The organism is Paenibacillus aurantiacus (assembly GCF_042431225.1).
GTDB lineage: Bacteria > Bacillota > Bacilli > Paenibacillales > Paenibacillaceae > Paenibacillus_Z > Paenibacillus_Z aurantiacus.
This window is the reverse complement of the sequence record NZ_JBHMDO010000041.1, coordinates 108933-129841: the sequence shown is the minus strand read 5'-3', so window position 1 is coordinate 129841 and position 20909 is coordinate 108933. Positions and strand designations below refer to the sequence as shown.

13 protein-coding genes are annotated in these 20909 nt (G+C 59.3%); 3 read left to right on the top strand and 10 right to left on the bottom strand.

What is annotated here, in order from left to right:
- Window positions 1-230 precede the first annotated feature (230 nt).
- Window positions 231-3932 (bottom strand): CheR family methyltransferase, encoded by a 3702-nt coding sequence (locus tag ACFFSY_RS25585; RefSeq protein ID WP_377499485.1) that lies wholly within the window; start codon window positions 3930-3932, stop codon window positions 231-233.
- A 196-nt stretch (window positions 3933-4128) separates the two neighbouring features.
- Between ACFFSY_RS25585 and ACFFSY_RS25580 the strand changes: the two genes are divergently transcribed.
- Both ACFFSY_RS25580 and ACFFSY_RS25575 read left to right on the top strand, forming a co-directional pair.
- A complete protein-coding gene (locus ACFFSY_RS25580; RefSeq protein WP_377499483.1) occupies window positions 4129-4788 on the top strand; it encodes a cobalamin B12-binding domain-containing protein in 660 nt (219 codons plus the stop codon).
- Between the two features lie 24 nt (window positions 4789-4812).
- On the top strand, window positions 4813-5385 hold the full coding sequence (locus ACFFSY_RS25575) for a hypothetical protein (RefSeq protein WP_377499481.1): 573 nt from the start codon (window positions 4813-4815) through the stop codon (window positions 5383-5385).
- 116 nt (window positions 5386-5501) lie between these two features.
- On the opposite strand, the gene ACFFSY_RS25570 is transcribed toward ACFFSY_RS25575, so the two are convergent.
- From ACFFSY_RS25570 to ACFFSY_RS25560, 3 genes are all read right to left on the bottom strand, one after another.
- A complete protein-coding gene (locus ACFFSY_RS25570; protein ID WP_377499479.1) occupies window positions 5502-7124 on the bottom strand; it encodes an ABC-F family ATP-binding cassette domain-containing protein in 1623 nt (540 codons plus the stop codon).
- 263 nt (window positions 7125-7387) lie between these two features.
- Window positions 7388-8449, bottom strand: coding sequence for a Gfo/Idh/MocA family protein (locus ACFFSY_RS25565; RefSeq protein WP_377499476.1), 1062 nt, complete (start codon window positions 8447-8449; stop codon window positions 7388-7390).
- 148 nt (window positions 8450-8597) lie between these two features.
- Window positions 8598-9575: an MBL fold metallo-hydrolase gene (locus ACFFSY_RS25560; RefSeq protein WP_377499474.1), complete on the bottom strand. Its 978-nt coding sequence runs from the start codon at window positions 9573-9575 to the stop codon at window positions 8598-8600.
- A 322-nt stretch (window positions 9576-9897) separates the two neighbouring features.
- Between ACFFSY_RS25560 and ACFFSY_RS25555 the strand changes: the two genes are divergently transcribed.
- The gene (locus ACFFSY_RS25555) at window positions 9898-11043 is read left to right on the top strand and encodes a conserved virulence factor C family protein (RefSeq protein WP_377499472.1); all 1146 of its coding nucleotides are present in this window, start codon (window positions 9898-9900) and stop codon (window positions 11041-11043) included.
- 1280 nt (window positions 11044-12323) lie between these two features.
- Here the strand turns inward: ACFFSY_RS25555 and ptsP are convergent.
- The 6 genes from ptsP to ACFFSY_RS25525 form a co-directional block, all read right to left on the bottom strand.
- On the bottom strand, window positions 12324-14060 hold the full coding sequence (gene ptsP / locus ACFFSY_RS25550) for a phosphoenolpyruvate--protein phosphotransferase (RefSeq protein ID WP_377499470.1): 1737 nt from the start codon (window positions 14058-14060) through the stop codon (window positions 12324-12326).
- Complete coding sequence (locus tag ACFFSY_RS25545) at window positions 14060-14335, bottom strand: HPr family phosphocarrier protein (RefSeq protein ID WP_377499468.1); 276 nt, start codon at window positions 14333-14335, stop codon at window positions 14060-14062. The genes ptsP and ACFFSY_RS25545 overlap by 1 nt, the downstream gene beginning before the upstream one ends.
- A gap of 135 nt (window positions 14336-14470) precedes the next feature.
- Window positions 14471-15931 carry an N-acetylglucosamine-specific PTS transporter subunit IIBC gene (nagE, locus tag ACFFSY_RS25540; RefSeq protein WP_377499466.1) on the bottom strand — a complete coding sequence of 487 codons (1461 nt, stop codon included), beginning with the start codon at window positions 15929-15931 and terminating at the stop codon, window positions 14471-14473.
- Between the two features lie 42 nt (window positions 15932-15973).
- Window positions 15974-16468: a PTS sugar transporter subunit IIA gene (locus ACFFSY_RS25535; protein ID WP_377499464.1), complete on the bottom strand. Its 495-nt coding sequence runs from the start codon at window positions 16466-16468 to the stop codon at window positions 15974-15976.
- A gap of 89 nt (window positions 16469-16557) precedes the next feature.
- A complete protein-coding gene (locus tag ACFFSY_RS25530; protein WP_377499462.1) occupies window positions 16558-17436 on the bottom strand; it encodes a PRD domain-containing protein in 879 nt (292 codons plus the stop codon).
- Window positions 17437-17662: 226 nt separating this feature from the next.
- The gene (locus tag ACFFSY_RS25525) at window positions 17663-20485 is read right to left on the bottom strand and encodes a bifunctional diguanylate cyclase/phosphodiesterase (RefSeq protein ID WP_377499460.1); all 2823 of its coding nucleotides are present in this window, start codon (window positions 20483-20485) and stop codon (window positions 17663-17665) included.
- Window positions 20486-20909: the final 424 nt, after the last annotated feature.

Below are 20909 nucleotides of genomic sequence, written 5' to 3'. Positions count from 1 at the left end.
ATGTCCCGGCGAGCAAACGCGCACCATCCTTCAGAAATTCAATCCTGACCAAGACAACCCTCCTATGGCCCCTCAATGGCAGATTGCGCTGCGCTGCATAGCAAAAAAAAAGCTCCCTCCCATCCGGGAGGAAGCCGCTCCTATGATCCGCGCCTTACGAAGGGAGGAATCTGCCGCTCCGCAGGACGGAGCAAGCCGTGATGCAAGCGTTAGACGCCATTCGGGATGCCTCATAGTTCCTGCAGCGAATTGGCCAGCGCGGAAGCCGCGGAGCGGGTAAGCCGCTGCGCCTCCTCGATGCGATCCGGCTCCACCCAGACCGGCAGCCCGACCCGGGCGGTCGTGCCGACGCCGGTCTCGCTCTCGTAGACCAGCTTGCCCTGGTGGTTCTCGATGATTTTGTAGCTCATCATAAGCCCTAAGCCCGTCCCTTTCGACTTCGTCGTGTAGAAGGGTTCGCCAAGGCGGGCTAGCATATCGGCCGGGATGCCGCCCCCCTCGTCCTGTACGCTCGTCCATACGAGACCGTCTTCCATCATGCCGGTCGTGATCCGGATTGTCCCGCCGTCCTTCATCGCTTCAATGCCGTTCTTGATCAAATTGATGAATACCTGCTTCAGCTGGTTGGCGATGCCTTCCACGAGAAAGATGCCCGGTTCGCTCTGCATCTCGATCTGTACGTCGCTCATGATCGCCTGCGTCTCCAGCAGCATGACCACGTCGCCCAGCACCGTGTGGAGCGCGGTCACCTGGAATTCCGCCGCTTGCGGCTTGGCCAGAATAAGCAGTTCGCTGACGATCTGCTCGATCCGCTCCAGCTCCATCGTCATGATGGAGATGTAGTTGCGCTTGTTGTCTTCCTTCATCAGCTTCGTGAAGCCTTTGAGCGAAGTAAGCGGATTGCGGATCTCGTGCGCGATGCCGGCGGCCAGCTGGCCGATCGCCGAGAGCATTTCCGATTTGCGCAGCATCTCCTCCGCTTCCTTGCGTTCGGTGATCAGCTCGGAGATTTTCATGTAGAAGATCGTCTTGCCCTTCTTGATGATCGGGTGCAGCTGCGCCTTCTCCCAGTACAGATCGCCTCGCTTGGCATGGCCAGATAGCTCGCCTTCCCACGTCTCGCCCGCCTTCAGCTTCTTCCAGATGTCCTCGAATTCGACGTCCGCCGCGCTCCAATCGTTCAGCTCCGCCAGATGCCGGCCCATCGTCTCCTCGCGATTGTAATCGGAGATGTCGTAATATTTGCGGTTCGCGTATACGACGGCACCCTCGGTGTTCGTAATGACGACGACCGAAGGGCTTTGTTCCATCGCATAGGAGAGCTTCAGCAAATCCTCGTTGACCTTCTTCAGCTCGGTAATATCGACAAAGGTAAGGATAACCCCTTTGGTCAACAGCTCGTTCGTCCGGTAAGGCATTGTGCGGACGCTGTACCACCGGCCCGTCTTGCTCTTCACTTCCCGCTCCGTCGATTTGAGCGTCTTCAAGACGCGCGTGGCGTCTTTCACGAAATCGGTATAGTAGAAGTTATGCGAAATGTGGCTGAACGGACGCCCGTAGTCGACCTCGAGCAAATTGATCTCCTTCGTGACCGCCGGCGTGAATCGCCGGATGCACAGATGCGTATCGAGAAATATCGTGCCGATCTTCGTGCTGACGAGAAAATTGTCCATGTCGTTGTTCAGCTCGGTCAGCTCTTGAATTTTGAACTGGTATTCCGAATTGATCGTGACGAGCTCTTCATTGACCGCCTGTAGTTCTTCATTCGTGCTCTGCAGCTCTTCATTGGAGGCGATTAGTTCCTCGTTCGTGCTCTGCAGCTCTTCGCTGGAGCTCTCAAGCTCTTCGATCGTCGCATGCAGCCGCTCCTCCGTCTGGCGAAGCTGGTTCTCCAGCCATAGCAGCTGTCGGCGCACATTCTCGTCGACTTCGATCGATTCGATAATGCTGCCATGCTCGGCCAGCTTCTCCGCAGGCTCGAACAGGACGAGCATGAGACCGCTGAACGCCCGATTCGATTGGGAGAACGGCTTGACCGTGATCGTCGCTTCCGCCGGTCCCATGTTATTGTCGAACCGGACATTGTAGAGCGACGCCAGCGGCTCGCCCGCGCGCACTTTCTGGACCGCCGTGACGATCGCCATCGCCAGCCGCGGATCGAGCAGCTTGTGCACGTTCCAGCTCGGCCGGCCCTCCATCGGCGACAAAAAGGGCTGCATCTTGCCCGTCAGATGCTTCACATCCAGATTCTCGTCTATCAAGAGCGAGGGCGGCATATGCTCGTTCACAAGCGTCGCATATAATTCATCCGTCCTGCGCAATTCCGTCGATTTGGACATCTCTCGTACCTTCCGCTTCGTCAATTGATCGGGGGCGCCAGCCGCGCTGTCTCTCGTATCCAGCTGCAAATTCTGCCCGCCAATGCCGCCCGACCGGTAAGCCTTGTGTTGAAACATATTCCATTTGGCATGGAATGGCTCGAACAAGTGGTCCAAACGCCCGATCGTCTCGCTTGGCCCAAGGAATAGAAAGCCGGAAGGATTCAGCGCGAAATGAAACAACGATAGCACCTTCCGCTGCATCTCGCTCTCCAGGTAGATTAGCATATTCCGGCAGGTAATCAGATCCAGGTTGCTGAAAGGCGGATCCTTAATCAGATTGTGCGGCGCAAAGACGACCATCCGCCGCAATTCCTTGGAGACCTGATACGTGTCCCCCTGCCGCGTGAAAAATCGCTCCCGCCGCTGCTGGCTCACACTCGATTCGATGCTAAGCGGATAGACGCCGAAGTTGGCGTATTCGATGGAATGCTTGTCGACGTCCGTCGCGAAAATCCGAATCGTGTAACTCTCCGCATCCGGCAGCCCGTCCATGAATTCCGTCACGAGCATCGCCAGCGAATACGCCTCTTCTCCGGTCGAGCAGCCCGCCGTCCAGATGCGTACTTCACGCTCCTTGCTCTTCGCCTCGAAAATCCGGGGGAGCAGCTGTTCCGCCAATAGGGAGAACGCCTCCGGATCGCGAAAGAAGTTGGTAACATGGATGAGCAGATCTTTGCGCAGCGCCGTCAGCTCGTCCTCTTCCTCCGTGAACAGCTTATAATACGCGGGAAGCGTCTGGCAGCCCATGGCATTCATCCGCTTCTCGATCCGTCTCATCAAGGTCGGCCGCTTATAGTAGCTGAAATCAATATTCGTCACGTTGCGTATTCGATCCAGGATCATCGAGAGCATCTCGTCCTTCTCGTCCTCGCTGACCTGTTCATATTCCGCGACAATGGAGGCCGCGCTGGGGATAAGCGCCGGAGCGTAATTCAGCTTGGCCGCTATTCCTTCCGGAGACAGCACATAATCGATATAACCGGATTGGATCGCGCTTCGGGGCATGCCGTCGAATTTGGCGGTCGCCTCGTTCTGCACGAAGACGATGCCGCCTGCCTTCTTAATCGCGGTCGCCCCCTTCGTTCCATCCGAGCCGGTGCCGGACAGAATAATACCGATCGCTTGCGAATGCTGCTCCAGCGCCAGCGAGCGGAAGAACACGTCAATCGGGTAATGCACCTCGCCCGGCTCCGGGCTTGTAACGCGAAGCTTTCCCCACTGGATGCGCAAGCTGCGGTGTGAAGGCGCCAAATAGACGGTGTCCGCTTCGACCGTCATGTCATCCTCCGCCTCCAAGATGCGCAGGCTTGTATATTTGGCGAGAATCTCGCTCATCAGACTCTTGTAATGAGGGGATAGGTGTTGAATGACGACAAAAGCCAACCCGTTATCGGACTTCACTTCCTGGAACAGCGTCTTCAGCCCTTCCAATCCGCCAGCCGAAGCGCCTATGCCGATAATGCGAGCCGGCAGATTCTGAACGGTCAGCCGTTCCTGTTGCCCTTGTTCTTCCTGCACGTTACGCTCCTCCGCGGGAGGTTGAACTCCCATCTATTAATCCTCATTAAACATTAAACACGCTTTAGAAACACGAAACAAGGCATACTTGTAAAGCTCGACGGATGTTCCCCCTGTTCGGCAAAATCCAGCAAAATATTCCTCGCTTTCTAGTAAAAAGAAGGCCTATAATATAGGGAACAAAAGCCGGATTTCCGCGTGGAGATCGTTCGGAGAGGGGACTCGATAGATGCAATTCGCCGTCGAAGAGCTCGCAGAACTGCTGCTTACCGGCAACCATGGAGCAGTCATGGATTGGATGGACCGCCACCGGGAGAGCGGCGCGAGTCGCTTGTTCCTCTATGACCGGCTGCTCACGCCCGCGATGCGGCATATCGGCGAGCTATGGGAGAACAACATGATCTCCGTCGCGGACGAGCATCTGGCCTCGGGCGTCTGCGACTGGGTGCTGGAGCGGGTCGGCCCTCTTCCGGGCGAGAGACGGCGGTTCCGCGCCATGCTGCTGTGCGCCGAGGGCGAACAGCACGATTTGGGCCTGAAAATGTGCGCCGGCGTCTTCCGCGAGCATGATTGGGACACCCGTTACTACGGGCCTAACCTACCGCTCGAATATGCGATGGCGGGCGCCTTAAGCTATAAACCCGACGTAGTCGCGATTTCGCTTACCATACAGCATCAGATCGTGCAGCTCCGCGCTTACGTCGAGGCCTTCCTGCAGCTGATACCCAAACCGGCTGTCCTCGTCGGGGGCCGGCTCCTCCTCGGCGGGCTCGATTTGCGGCCGCATGTCCCCGAGGCGACAGTCCTGCTCGGCGATCTATTCGAATTGTCCGATTGGCTGGATCGGTTCCGCAACTCGGCGTCCGAAGAGCTGCAGCAATTGGGCTAAGTACATGTCAGGAGGATAAGGCTTATGAAGGACACCGATAGGCTCCATTGGTCTATGATTCCCGCCGCTCTGTTCGTCGTAGATGCTTCGCTGCGCCTCCTGGAGAGCAGCGAAGCCGCGCTTCATCTGTTTGCCCCGGGCCGGGGCGCATCTTTCCTCGACCTACTTGACCCTGGCTCGATCGAGAAAGCCCGCCGGCTGCTCACGCCGGGCAGCGGCGAACCAGCGCAGGGCATTGAGCTCAACATGATCTCCGTTCAAGGCAAGACGCTGCTGGTGGACGTCTATCACCGCTGGCATTCGGATGGCTTGGGCTGGCTGCTCTGCAGCGTCAAGAACGCCGACCTCGAGCGGATTGAGCGGCGCATTGGCTGGATGACGGATCAGCTGAAGGAAGAAGCTGTGCCCGTACAGACGGTCCGCCCTCTTCCCGGCTACAGGCCTCAGCGCGAAGAAGCCGGCCGGCTGCGCTCCCGCATCGACGTGGCGCTCGAGCTGCTGGAGATGCTGCGTCCGGATCTCATCGAGCTGGGGAAGGACGATTTCCTGAACGTCATCATCGCGCAGCTGCGATCCGAATCCCATGGGGAGACGTAGCGCTTGAATGTGGACTAAGGCTGAGACGAGACAACGCTTGAATGCTTAATCATGACCAACGCATAGGATGAAGAAGAGCCCTGCGGCATGCCGCAGGGCTCTTCTTGCAAGGGCGCTTATTCAGCTGGGTACATGCGCTCGCGAAGCGCTTTGACTTCCGCGCTCTCGAGGTACTCGTCATAGCTCATGATGCGGTCGATGACGCCGTTCGGCGTAATTTCCACGATGCGGTTGGCGATCGTCTGCACGAACTGATGGTCATGCGAGGTGAAGATCAGCGTGCCGTCGAAGTCGATCAGCCCGTTATTGAGCGCCGTGATGGATTCGAGGTCCAAGTGGTTCGTCGGTTCGTCCATGAGCAGCACGTTCGAGCCGGAGAGCATCATCTTGGAGAGCATGCAGCGTACTTTCTCGCCCCCGGAGAGGACGCTTGCTTTCTTCAGCGCTTCGTCGCCGGAGAAGAGCATCCGGCCTAGGAAGCCGCGAATGAACGATTCGTCCTGATCCTTGGAGTATTGGCGCAGCCAGTCGACCAGGTTCATCTCGACGCCGTCGAAATAAGCCGAGTTGTCTTTCGGGAAGTAGGCTTGCGTCGTCGTGACGCCCCACGCGTACGTGCCGCTGTCCGCTTCCACTTCGCCCATCAGAATTTGCATAAGCACCGTCTTCGGCAGCGTGTTCGGACCGACGAGGGCGATTTTGTCGCCTTTGTTCACGGTCAGCGTTAAGTTGTCGATCAGCTTCTCGCCTTCGATCGACTTCGTAAGCCCTTCCGTCAACAGCAGCTGCTTGCCGGCTTCGCGCTCCGGTTTGAAGTGGATGAACGGATATTTCCGGCTGGAAGGACGGATGTCGTCGAGCGAGATCTTGTCGAGGAGCTTCTTCCGGCTCGTCGCCTGCTTCGCCTTCGACTTGTTGGCGCTGAAGCGCTGGATGAACGCTTGCAGTTCCTTGATCTTGTCTTCCTTCTTCTTGTTCTGGTCGCGCATGAGCTGAAGGGCCAGCTGGCTGGACTCGTACCAGAAGTCGTAGTTGCCGACGTACAGCTGGATTTTGCCGAAATCGATATCCGCGATATGCGTACACACCTGGTTCAGGAAGTGACGGTCATGGGATACGACGATAACGGTGCCTTCGTACCCGGCCAGGAAGTTCTCGAGCCATTCGATCGACTGCATATCCAAGTGGTTGGTAGGCTCGTCAAGCAGCAGGATGTGCGGGCTGCCGAACAGCGCTTGCGCCAGAAGGACGCGGACTTTCTCATTGCCGGAGAGCTCCGACATCTGCTTATCGTGCAGCTCCGGCGGGATGCCCAGACCGTTCAGCATGCCGGCCGCTTCGGATTCCGCTTCCCAGCCGTTCATCTCGGCGAATTCCGCCTCCAGCTCGCCGGCGCGCATGCCGTCTTCGTCGGTGAACGGATCTTTCAGGTAGATCGCGTCCTTCTCTTTCATGACCTCATAGAGCTTCTTGTGGCCCATGATGACGGTCTCGAGCACTTTGAACTGGTCGTACTCGTAATGGTTCTGCTTCAGCACGGCCAGACGCTCGCCCGGCGTGATGTGCACTTCGCCATTCGTCTGCTCGACTTCGCCGGAGAGAATCTTCAGGAAAGTCGATTTGCCGGCGCCGTTCGCGCCGATAAGGCCGTAGCAGTTGCCCGGCGTGAATTTGATGTTAACATCCTCGAATAAGGCGCGCTTCCCGTATCGAAGCGTGATGCCGCTTGTACTGATCATGGTACGCAATCCCGTCCTTTTGTTCAATTGATACTCATCGCACCATTATACCACAAACGACGCGAAAAGTCCTTGCGCGAATCGGGCGCTGGCACGGCTGTGACGGGATAACCGATACGCTCCTTGGCCGCCGCTGTTCGAGCGCTTCGCTCCATCTGGGATAACCGCTTACCCGCGTTTACGCTGCTTCTGCGGCGCGCATGGCAAAAAGCAGCCCTGGATTATCCAGTGGCTGCTTCCGTTCGCCTTCTTATGCGGAACAACTAGTCCCAGTTCAGCTTCACGACGTCGCCCGTCCGCGACGACTCGTAGATCGCGTCCAGAATGCGGTTGTTCGTGTAGCCCGACAGCGCGGTCGTGATCGGCTCCTTGCCTTCTTGGACGCACGCGACGAAATGTTCGCTCATCAGCTGGCGCGCGTCGCCCTCGATCGGCGAGAGCGACGATTCGATGATGATGTTGTTCTCGTGCGTGACGGTCTTGCCCGTGCTGCCGACGATCGAAGCGCCCGCCTCCGTGCCCATCAGGTAGATGAACGGGTCTTCGCTCAGGCCCGCGGCGTGCGCGGCCCAGCTCACTTCGAGCGACAGCGTCGCGCCGTTGTCGAATCGAATGAGCGCGGTCGCCAAGTCCTCGACGTCGTAGTAACCGTCCCAATTCGGCGTGCCCCAGTTGCCAATGCCGGCTTTCTTCGGGCCGAATTCCGCGTACGTCGTGCCGAATACCGACACCGGCTTCGGGTTGCCCATCATGTATAGCGTCAAGTCGAGCATGTGCACGCCAATGTCGATCAGCGGTCCGCCGCCGGACTCGTCCATCCGCGTGAACCAGGAGCCCCAGCCCGGAATGCCTTTCTTGCGGAACCAGCCCGCCTTCGCATTATAGATGCGGCCGAGCTTGCCTTCCTCGATCTGGCTCTTCAGCGCGCGGGACAACCCTTCCCAGCGCATTTGGTGCGCCATCATGAGGATTTTGCCGGACTTCTCCTTCGCTTCGACGATCTGGCGCGCCGTCTCGGCGTCGATCGACATCGGCTTCTCCAGCAGGACGTGCTTGCCCTGGCGAAGCGCCTCGATTGCCAGCGGCGCGTGGAATTTGTTCGGCACGGCGACGACGACCGCGTCGATGTCCGGATCTTCCAGCAGCGCCTGCGGGCTCTGGTGGACGAGCGGAATGTTGTGCTCTTGCGCCCGCTGCTCCGCGTGCGGCAGGAACGTATCCGTGATGGCGGCGACTTGGGCGCCTTCGATTTTCTGGAATGCGCCCATATGCGCGTTGCCGATCGCGCCGGCGCCGATAATGCCGATTTTGACGATGCTGCTCATTGCGTTATAGCCTCCCGTTGGATGATTGCGTTTGCATCTATAGGAACACGTTTCAAGGAACGCGCCCGGCGTCGTTGCGCGCGTGTTACGTTCAATTGCAGTTTACCGGACTGCGGACGCCGAAACCAGTGGGGCGGATAGGGATTTTTCAATCCGATTTTGCCATGGCGTCGGCCTCGGCGATCTTGAGCACTCTCCCCTGCGGCAGCACCTCGATCCGTTCCGGCGCAATACCGAGCCTCGCGCGCTCCGCCTCGAGCCGGTCCAGCGCCTCCCGCGGGGTGTCGTCCGCCAGTGCGAACGCGCCGTAATGCATCGGCACGAACAGCGTTGCCCCCACGTCGAGAAACGCTTGCAGCGCTTCTTCCGGCGTGACGTGCTGCATCTTCATGAACCACTCCGGCTCATACGCCCCGATCGGCATCAGCGCGACGTCAATGCGGAAGCGCTGGCCGATTTGCTTGAACCCTTCGAAATACCCGCTGTCCCCGGCGAAGTAGATCGTCTCGGGCGCGTAATCGTGCGGCTTCGCGTTCATGATCGATTCAACGGGCTCGATGACGAACCCGCCCCAATGCGACCGGTTCGTATCCGTCAGCGTGCGGCGCGTCCAATGCTGGGCCGGCACGAACGTGAAGCGGACGCCGTCCACCATCGTCTGCTCCCACCACTGCAGCTCCGTGACGAATTCGAAGCCTTTCTTGCGCAGCATCGGCCCTAGGCCGACCGGCACGATCAGTCTTTTGTCGCCCGCCAGCTTCTTGAGCGAGGGCAGATGAAGATGGTCGTAGTGGGAATGCGACAGGAGCACGACGTCGACCTTGGGCATCTGCTCGATTCCGATCCCCGGCGGCACCAGTCTTTTCTGGAAACCCATCGATTCGGCCCAGACCGGATCAGTAACGATCGTAAGTCCGCTATGGCGGATCAGGAACGTGGAATGGCCAATCCACGTGACCGAGGCGGCCTTCGTGCGGCTCCGCAAATAATGAAGATCGGCCTTGACCGACGGCACCCGCCAAGAGTAGTCTTTCGTTCTCATCTTACCGGCCCGCTCCCGGCGCCAGCGGCGAAGATCGGCGAAGGAATTCGTCTTCGCCTCCGGATTCAAATTCGTATAGCGCATGCGTGAAACTTGCCCTCCCCGCCCTATCGTGTTTCGGCTTCAACCGTGCGTTTCTTCTACGATACCAACCTTGCGGGATTTGCGCAAATCCGGCATATACACACGGAATCCGGCGGGTCTTTCCTCCTCGTCCCTATCGTCGGTTCGAGCGGAAAGTTAATTTCCGGCCTATGGATTCCCCTTCTTGCTCGGCGGCTTATTACCCCCTACTTCGGCCCCTTCGCCCTACCGCCGCGGCTCGCATCCCGACGTGATTTCCGGTACACTTAGGAGGAGTCTAAGATGTAAGCCATGATCGTGGTCATAAGGAGGTATGTGCGCGATGCGCTTGATTTTTATTGAACCGACCCCAAGTCCCAATACGATGAAACTAAATGTGGACGAAAAGCTGCCTGCAGGCAAACGGGAGACGTACGCCTTGTCGGACGCGGCTTCGGCGCCCGAGCCGCTCGGCAGCCTGCTGCGAATCGACGGCGTGCGCGGGTTGTTCCGCACCGCCGACTTCATCGCCCTCGACCGCAAGCCCGGCGCGGACTGGGAGCGCATTCTGTCCGAGGCGCGGACCGTGCTCGGCGAAAGCGCTGACGGCGGGAAGCCGGAGGACGGCCAAGCGGCCGACAGTTTCGGCGAAGCGCACGGGTTCGTGCAGCTGTACCGCGGCATCCCGATACAGGTTCGCGTACGGATGGCGGAACGCGAAGTCCGCGCGGCCATGCCCGCCGCATTCACAGATGCGGTTACAAAGGCCGCCGCTGCGACGATGATCCGCGAGCGCAAGCTCGAAGAGCTGGGCATCCGCTACGGTGAGCCGGAGGATATCGCGGCCGAGCTAGTGCGCGAGCTTACGGCCGCCTATCCGCAGGAGCGGCTGGATGCGCTCGTCGCGGACGCGCTTGCTGCCGGTGCGGCGGGCGGGGAGACGCCGGCGCCGCCAGTGCGGCCCGAGCCTTTGACGACGGAGGAGCTCGCCGCGCGGCTCCAATCGCCGGAGTGGAATGAGCGGTACGAAGCGCTGAACCGCACGATCCCGCAGCCGGATATGCTGCCGCTGCTAGCGAAGTCCCTCGCGGACGACAACGCTTCGATCCGCCGCCTGGCCGTCGTCTACCTCGGCGAGCTGCGACTGCCTGAATCGATGCCGCATTTGTTCACGGCGCTGCGCGACAGCTCGGCCTCCGTCCGCCGGACGGCCGGCGACACGCTCTCCGATCTGGGCGATCCTTCGGCCATCGGCCCGATGATCGAAGCGCTCGGCGACCGCAATAAGCTCGTCCGCTGGCGGGCGGCTCGCTTCTTATACGAAGCGGGCGACGATAGCGCGGTAGAAGCGCTGCGGTCCGCGGCGGAAGACGCCGAATTCGAGGTGCGGCTCCAGGCGCGCATGGCGCTGGAGCGCATCGAACGCGGCGAGGAAGCGGCCGGCTCGGTATGGCAGCAGATGACGGCGCGCGAGCGCGGCGACAATTAGAGGACATCCGCATCCGTCCGCGATAGACGAAATGGTGGACGAGAACGCCGGGAAGGAAGACCTTCCCGGCGTTTTTGGTGTGTCAGTGCGCTTGGATTAAGTCGCTAGCGAGCGTAGTGTCGCTATCGCTCCTCTACGAGCGGGTCGCGCCGCCGTTAGCGACTTCAGTGTCGCTATCGTGCCTCTACGAGCGGGTCGCGCCGCCGTTAGCGACTTCAGTGTCGCTATCGCCCTCTACGAGCGGGTTGCGCCGCCGTTAGCGACCTCAGTGTCGCTATCACTCCCTCTACGAGCGAGTTACGCCGCCAATAGCGACTTCAGTGTCGCTATCGCCCTCTACGAGCGGGTTGCGCCGCCGTTAGCGACCTCAGTGTCGCTATCGCTCCTCTACGAGCGAGTTACGTCGCCGATAGCGACTTCAGTGTCGCTATCGCGCCTCTACGAGCGAGTTACGCCGCCGATAGCGACTTCAGTGTCGCTATCGCACCTCTACGAGCGGGTCGCGTCGCCGATAGCGACTTCAGTGTCGCTATCCCGCCTCTACGAGCGGGTCGCGCCGCCAATAGCTACTTCAGTGTCGCTATCGTGCCTCTACGAGCGGGTTGCGCCGCCGTTAGCGACCTCAGTGTCGCTATCGCGCCTTTACGAGCGGGTTGCGCCGCCGTTAGCGACTTCAGTGTCGCTATCGTGCCTCTACGAGCGGGTCGCGTCGCCGTTAGCGACTTGAGTGTCGCTATCCCGCCTCTACGAGCGGGTCGCGCCGCCGTTAGCGACTTCAGTGTCGCTATCGCGTCTCTACGAGCGAGTTACGCCGCCGATAGCGACTTCAGTGTCGCTATCTCGCCTCTACGAGCGGATTACGCCGCCGTTAGCGACTTCAGTGTCGCTATCGCGCCTCTACGAGCGGATTACGCTGCCAATAGCGACTTCAGTGTCGCTATTGCGCCTTTACGAACGGGTCGCGCCGCCGTTAGCGACTTCAGTGTCGCTATCGCGCCTCTACGAGCGGATTACGCTGCCAATAGCGACTTCAGTGTCGCTATTGCGCCTCTACGAGCGAGTTACCCCGCCAATAGCGACTTCAGTGTCCCTATCGCGCCTCTACGAGCGAGTTACCCCGCCAATAGCGAGTCGCGCCGCGCGATAGCGACTCGTGCCGACCCGTTTTCCCGCATAATAGTGAGCCGAGCGTTGCTATTCGCACAAGCCGCACGTTTCCCGGCATGTTAGCGCAAAAAAGCGTACCCCGCCCGCAAGCGGAGTACGCTTCATTCCTGCTATTACGCCTGGCGAATCGCCGGCACGCGCGCTTCCACGAGCGCGCGGATCGCGTCAGGCGTCTCGAGCTCTAGCGCTTCGGCCGCCAAAGCCGCCATGCTCGCCTGGTCGATGCCGCGGATCAGTCCGCGCGCCGGCAGCACCGCATTGGCGCTCATGCTGAATTCGTGCAGCCCCATGCCGAGCAGCAGCGCCACCGCGTGCGGCTGGCCGGCCATCTCGCCGCACATGCCCGCCCACTTGCCTTCCGCGCGGGCCGCGCGGATAACGCGCTCGATCAGGTGCAGCACGGCCGGCTGCAGCGGATCGTTGAGCAGTGCCAGCTTCTGGTTCATCCGGTCGGCCGCGCACGTATACTGGGTCAGATCGTTCGTGCCGATGCTGAAGAAATCGACTTCCTTCGCGAAGCGGTCCGCCAGCAGCGCCGCCGCCGGGATTTCGATCATGATGCCGCATTCGATCGCGTCGTTGAACGCCGCGCCTTCGGCGCGCAGCTCGGCTTTGCACGCGTCGACGAGCGCCTTAGCCGCCCACCACTCGGCGAGCGTCGCGATCATCGGGAACATGATTTTCAAATTCCCGTGCGCGCTCGCGCGCAGGATCGCGCGCAGCTGCGTCTTGAACAACTCCGGCCGGTCCAGCGAGATCCGAATCGCCCGGTAGCCGAGGAACGGATTGTCCTCCTTCGGCAGCGCGAGAAGCGGCAGCTCCTTGTCGCCGCCGATGTCCATCGTGCGGATGACGATCGGAGCAATCGGTCCAAACGTGCGCGCGACGCTGACATACGCGTCGTACTGCTCCTCCTCTGAAGGCAGCGTATCACGGCCCATGTAGAGGAATTCCGTTCGGTACAAGCCGACGCCTTCCGCGCCGCGCTCCTTAGCGGCGACGGCATCCGCCGGCGAGCCGATATTCGCGACGAGCTCGACGTGCACGCCGTCCAGCGACACGCTCGGAACGCCCATCAGCGCCTGCAGCCCTTCGCGCTTGGCTTGCTCCGCCTCGCGGCGAGCACCGTATTCGGCGATAACGATCTCGCTCGGCGCGATGTGCAGCTCGCCGGATTCGCCGTCCAGGATGACCGTTTCGCCCGCGCGAAGATCGGCGAGCACATCGCCCATGCCGACGATCGCCGGAATCCCGTTCGCGCGCGCGATGATCGCGGAGTGCGACGTGCGTCCGCCCTGCAGCGTCACGAAGCCCGCGACGGCCGCCGGGTCGAGCTGCGCCGTGTGCGATGGCGTAAGGTCCGGCGCCACGATGATAACCGGCTCGCCTCCACCAGACGGCGGCATGTCCGATCGACCGGTCAGCCGCGCGATAATCCGCCCGCCGATATCCCGGATATCCGCCGCACGCTCGCGTAAGTACTCGTCATCGAGGCTCTCCAGCATGGCCGCGATTTCGTCCCGCGCTACCGCGATGGCCGCTTCCGCCGCCATCAGTTCTCCGGCGATCGCATTCCGGGCCCGGTCCAGCAGTTCCTCGTCTTCCAACAGCATCAGATGACCATCGAAAATCTCCGCTTCGTGATCCTTGCCTTTCGCCAGCAACTGATCGCGCAGCGCCGTTACTTCTATTACGGATTCCGCGATCGCCTGCATGAGACGCGCGATTTCGGCTTCGACCGCCGCAGGCTTGATGTTAACCGGCGCTTTCGTTGTCTCCGCGTCGCTCTCCATCAGCCATACCCGGCCGATCGCGATACCCGGCGATGCCGCAATCCCCCGGATGATCATTAGTTTCCACCGTGGCCGTCGATCGCGGCCGAGAGAATCGCGCCGATTTCCTTTTGCGCATCCGCTTCTTGCTCGCCTTCGGTGATCAGCGTAACTTGATCGCCATGCTTGGCCCCGAGCGTCAGTACGTTCACCAGGCTCTTGGCGCTATTGCGCTTGCCGTCCTTCTCGACGAAAATATTGCAGTTTGGATATTTTTTGGCAACCTCCACGATTTGCTTCGCGGGACGAACGTGAATGCCCAGCTGGTTTGCCACCGTATATGTTTGTTGCATGTTCTCCACTCCTGTTCGTATAATGCTGCTTTCGTCCATCGATTGATCCATTTGGCCAACTTTGCCATTGCGGGCGTCCGTCTTGCCCGGCGCATTCTCTATATAATGGCGCCGGGAGACGACGGGCCGCCGTATTTACATGATTTTGTTGATCTCGTCCTTCAGACGCTCGGATTGCGTGCCGAAGATAACCTGTACCGCGCCCGAGCCCAAACGCATGACGCCCGATGCGCCAAGCCCTTTCAGCGCCGCGTCGTTCACTTCTTTCTCATCCTTCACGACCAAACGAAGACGCGTAATGCATGCATCCACGCTAACGATGTTGTCTTTGCCGCCAAGATTCGCCAGGACGCTTGCCGCCTTGTCGCTTGCCGTGCCGCTCGCAGCCGCTTTCGCAGGAGCCGCCCCAGCCGTCGCAGGCTCGTCGTCCTCGCGGCCCGGCGTCTTAAGATTCAGCTTCACGATCAGCACGCGGAACAGCACGTAGTAGATAGCCGCGAACACGAGACCGATCGGAATGAGAAGGAGCGGTTTCGTCGCCAAGGAGTAGTTGAGCGCGTAGTCGATAAAGCCGGCCGAGAAGCCGAAGCCGTGCTTGATGCCCATTTCCGCGACGATGTAGGCTGCCGCGCCGCTGAGTACGGCATGGATGATGAACAATACCGGCGCCACGAACATGAACGCAAATTCAAGCGGCTCCGTAATGCCTGTCAGGAACGAAGCGATGGCCGTGCCGATGAAAATCGACGCAATCGCTTTGCGCTTCTCTTTCTTTGCGCTCTGGATAATCGCGATAGCGGCGGCCGGGAGCGCGAACATCATGATCGGGAAGAAGCCGGTCATGAACATGCCCGCCGTCGGGTCGCCTTTGAAGAAGCGCGTGATATCGCCATGGACGACGTTGCCTGCTGCGTCGGTGAAATCACCGATTTGGAACCAGGCGATCGAGTTGATGATATGATGCAGACCGAATGGAATGAGCAGCCGGTTAGCGAGCGTGAACAGACCGGCGCCGATCCCGCCCAGGTCCACGATCCAGCGGCCGAAAATATCGAGCTGGTTCTGAATCGGACCCCAGATCAAGCCGAATACGATGCCGACGAGCACCATCGAGATCGATGTGACGATCGGGACGAAACGTTTGCCCGAGAAGAAGCCAAGCCAGTCCGGGAGCTTGATCGTGTGGTATCGTTTGTATAAGAACGAGGCCACGAGACCCGCCAAAATGCCGCCGAGCACGCCCATGTTCAGTTTGGCGTCCGCCCCGACGATATCCGGGAACGCGGTCGGCACTTTCGTCAGGACTGTCGTCAACACTTGGTAAGCGATTACAGCCGCCAGCGCGGCAACCGCGTCGCCCGCAAGGCCGATCGCGACGCCGACCGCGAAGATCAGCGGCAAGTAGTCGAAGATTGCCGAGCCGCCTGCGCTAAGGAAAGGGGCGATATACTGGTTCAGGAATCCGCCGACGCTGTCCCCCAAATGAAACTCATTCACGTAATCGATGCTGCCGAAACGAAGCAGAATCGAAGCCGCAGGCAGCGTCGCAACCGGCAGCATGAGCGCTTTACCGATCCGTTGCAAGAAAGCTAACATGTTTACTCCCCCTAGGATGTCAATAAATCTGGATCTATATCGTTACTTCGCCAGAACCGCCTGGATAATCGGATCCTGACCAGCTGTAACCGAACCTTGCAGTACTTCGAGCTCCGTGACCGACTCGTCCTCGTTCGCGATGATGACCGGCGTGATCAGCGGATAACCCGCGGCGCGAATCGCCTCGATATCGAATTCGACCAGCGTCTGGCCTGCCTTCACTTCATCGCCGATTTGCACGTAGCCTTTAAAGCCCTCGCCGTTCATCGCGACCGTGTTGATGCCGATATGCACGAGCAGTTGCAGACCGGAGGCATGCTCCAGAATAACGGCGTGATTCGTGTGAATGACGTGCGCGACGACCGCGTCGAACGGCGCGATCAGCTTGCCGACCGTTGGCTCGATCGCGATGCCGCGTCCCATATGCCCGCCGGCGAACGCCTCATCGGGAACTTCGGTCAGCGGTACCGCTTTGCCCGTAATCGGCGCGGTGATTTGGAAGGTGTCTTTTTTGGATTTGAACAGTTTGCCGAACATAAGTGAAAACCTCCTGAAGTCATAGTGTTTGTCGTACGCTGCATGCTGCCTTATTGCCGCAATAAGCTCCTCTATAGCGACCGCTCGGGTTACGGCGCGCCTTGTCCAGGCGCCTGGAACACCTCGAACAGCCGGTACAGATGGATGGCCAGAAACCCAATCTCGTCCTCGCTCACCGGCTTGCCGATATAGCCGTGCACCAGCTGCGACAGCTCTTGCGCAAGCGCATAAGCTTCCGGCATCTGCTGCGGCAAGGCGGCGACGAGCGGATTATGCACGCGCTTGTCTTGGCTGATCCGCTCGACCGAATAACGCAGGTGCGTAATGAGCCGGATGTAATCGATGCTTTCCCGGGAAATACGGATGCCGCGCCTCTCTTCGATCTGCTCGACCAGCTCGTTAATCAAGTTGGTGAACTTCACGATTTGGCCGACGGGCACGTTGCTGACCGCCGAATGCACATGGTAGGTCAGGAAGCCGACTTCCTCTTCCGGCACCCGGATATGGAAGGCATTCCCCACTAGATCCGCGGCGCGCTTGGCGATTTCGTATTCGTCCTTATAACACATCTTCGTCTCGTACAAGAACGGATTGACGATGTCCATGCCGTTGCGCAGCCGATAGATCACGAACTGAATGTGGCTCGGAAGCGCGAAATAGATTTTGCGGTTCACCAGCTCGCCGAAGCTCGCCGTAATCAGACCGATAATTTCTTCCGAAATCCGAATGACCTCCGGCTCCATGTCGCCGAGCAGGGAATGGTACTGGACCATCTCGCCCGGATCATCAAGCCGGAAGCGTTTCTCGATGCGCGGGTCGGAGGCGGGAATGCTCTCGCCGCATTTGCCCGCGAAACCGATGCCCTTGCCCATCAGCACAAACTCTTCCTTCGTCTGGTCATCAAGCACAAGCACGACGTTATTATTGATTGCGCGTTCGATTCGCAATGTGGAATCCCTCTTTGTCATCGCATTCATCACCTTCGCTTATTATGGCAAAAAGGCAAAAAAAAGAGCCAAGAAAAAGACTCTGCTCCGCAGAATCGTTCTCTTGGCTCATGCCCTCTACCCGAGGTAGCACGCCGTCGTGTTTGATTATGCCCTCATCATAACGCAAAGAAAGCGTTACCGTCAACACTCTCTTTCGGTGGAAAAAAGCCCCTGCCGGCGGGCTTCAGACGCCTCCCGCCGAGCGTCAGGACGCGCTCTCGATTCGGGACGCGATCGTCGTTCCGAGGATCCGCTCGATCTCTTCCGCGGGCTTGGGTTTGGACAAATAATAGCCCTGCACTTCGCAGCAGCCGTGCTCCCGCAGAAAATCGAGCTGCTCCTTCGTCTCAACCCCCTCGGCGCAGACGCTCAAGTGCAGACTGTGCGCCATCGCGATGATCGCCTGCACGATCGCCGTATCGTCCGAGGAATGCGGCAAATTGCGGATAAAGGATCGGTCGATCTTCAGCACGTCGAGCGGATATTGGCGCAAATAGCTAAGCGAAGAGTATCCCGTGCCGAAGTCGTCGATCGACACGGTGATGCCGCGCGCCTTGACCGCTTGCAGCCGTTCGGCCACAGCCCCTTCGTTCTGGCTTGCGACGCTCTCCGTAATCTCCAGCTCTAGCAGCTCGCCTGGCAAGCCCGTCTCCCGCAAAATCTGCTCGATCCGCTCTACGAGATGAACCTGCCTGAATTGGACCAGCGACAGGTTCACGGCCATGCGCACGGGCGGATAACCCGCGTCGATCCAGCGGCGGTTCTGCTCGCATGCCTTGCGCAAGATCAGCTCGCCAATAGGGACGATGAGCCCGGACTCCTCCGCAAGCGGTATGAATTCCGCCGGACTCACCATGCCGTACTCCGGACTATGCCATCGCACAAGCGCTTCGACGCCCGCAATACGGCCGGATTGCAAATCGAACCTCGGCTGATAATGCAGTAGAAATTCATCCTGTTCCAGCGCCTTATGCAGCCCCTGCTCCAGCTGCATCTCGCGCGAGGAGATAGTGCGTACGTTCGAATCATAGAAGGAATACCCGTTCTTGCCGAGCTCCTTCGTCCGGTACATGGCCGCATCCGCGTATTTGATCAGCTCTTCCGCGTCGCGGCTGTCCTTCGGGAACATCGCGATCCCAATGCTCGGCGTGACGATCAGGCTATATCCCTCGACCTTGAACGGCGTATTCGCGTGAGAGAGGATCGTACGCGCGATATCCGCCGCTTCGGCTTCCATCGTCCCCGGCACCAGCACGAGGAACTCGTCGCCGGCGATCCGGCTTAGAATGTCGCCCTTGCGCATCGAGGATGCCAGCACGCCGGAGAACGCCTTAAGCAGCTCGTCGCCGACATGATGACCGAGCGTATCGTTAATGGTCTTGAACCGGTCGAGGTCAATGAACATAATCGCCGCTTCAACCCCATCGTCTTCGCATTGCTTGAGGTGTCCGTGCACAAGCTCGAGGAACAGATTGCGGTTCGCAAGTCCCGTCAGCCGATCGTAATACGCCATCTGGCGGATCGTCTGCGCCGCTTGTTTCTTGGCCGTCACGTCGCGCGCGATCGTCTGCATGACGCCCCGTCCGTTCCACTTCACGAAGATCGACTTCACTTCCAGGTCGATCAGCTCGCCGGAGAGCTTGTAGCAGCGGAGTTCCACCGGCCCGCTCTCCGCCAGCCGGCTCGGCGGCGTATTCAAGCCGATATCCGCGATCTCCTTATCGTCAGGATGAATGAAGTCGGATAGGAATCGTCCCATCAGCTCCTCCGGTTCCCTCGCGCCCAGCGTCTCCCCGGCGGCAGAGTTGACGAACAGGATCATGCCGTTCAGATGGACGATGACCGGGTCTGGCGAATAATGAACCAGTTTGCGGTATCGCTCCTCGCTCTCGCGCAGCGCGGCTTCGGCCCTTCTGCGCTCGGTAATGTCCCGCATGAAGGCGACCAGAATCGGCGGATCCGCCTTGCGGATGCGCGTGACGGTCAACTCCAGCGGGAACATCGTGCCGTCCGCGCGCATGCCTGTCGTCTCCGTCCGTTCGCCGAACGGATTATCGCTTGGATTGCGGACGTAACGTGCGATCGCCTCCCGATAGGTATTGCCCAGCAGCGTCGTGAACAGCAGCTCCGGCATGAGCCGGCCGACGGCATCGCTGCGGCGATGCCCGAAGATACGCTCCGCGGCAGGGTTGAATTCCATGATGCGGCCAGCTGCGTCGATGACGACGATGCTATCGCTGGCTGCTTCGATCAAAGAACCGTTAAGCGCGACCTGCTGAGCGATACGGCGGTCCAAGAAATTGGCGACGAGCATCACGACGCCCAGAACTAGAATCGACCACCCCGCCACGCCGAGCGCCAGCCAAAAGTATAGATTCGGTTCGATTTCATCCGTCTCGGCGTAAGCAATCGGAGATAACCGCAGCGCCATCATACCGACATATTGCACGGCCGCGACAATAACCCCCAACGCGATGCTGCATCCGGCCTTCGCCAAGCGGCTTATCGGTGATGCCGGCCTGCGGAACCGGTATGCCAAAATCTGCATGGAAACACCTACGAGAATCGTAAGCAAGGCCGCTACGCCTAATAATACCGGCGAGTATACGATCCTCGTCCGGTCAAGCGCCAGCGCGCCCGCCGCATGCATGCCGCACACGCCCAAGCCGAGCAGCAAGCCGTTGCGGACCATATGCGCGGTTCTTATCTCGCGCCGCGCGCTTAAGCCGCTGCATGCAAATGCAACGAGGATGGCAATGCCAAGCGAAGAGAGCAGCGCCGTCAGATAATAGTCGTTCGCCCCGCCTTCCCGGCGGTAATTCAGCGTGCCGATGACATGCAGCGCCCATAGCCCGAAGCCCAGCGCGGAGGAGCCGCCCAAGAACCAATATCGCCGCGCTCTTCCGCGCGATGCAAGTAGCAAGCGGGGGAGATCAAGCGCAATATAGGAAGCGAAGACCGAGATGATTAGGCAAATAATAATGAGCCCGATCGGGTAATATTGCATAAGGGTTTGGCTCTGATTCACGACAAGTCCACACTTTCAATAAGGAAATCTGGATGTGACCGATTATAGCGATCAAGAGACGCAATATAATAAAAATCCATCCCGAGTGAAGGATGGATCCCAGCCATTCGGCAACCTGATCAATTTGACGCGGCCGAAGATACGTGCGAAGCCTGAGCTGTGCCCGCCCCGGCGATAGAGACGGCAGCTCCTTCGAAACCGGCTTTTTCGGAATATGTCGAACATGTTGTGAAATTAACTTATTATGTCATTATACTGATGCGAAAATTAGATGTATATAGCATAATTTGTCTGATTTTGTCGATTTACATCAAGGGAATGGTTTCCTTTCGTGCTATCATACCGCTCTCTATCGCGATTCGCAAGAACGTCTCCCAATCTCGCCAACGATTGTGCAACCTTCCCCCAATCAGCCAGAAAATCA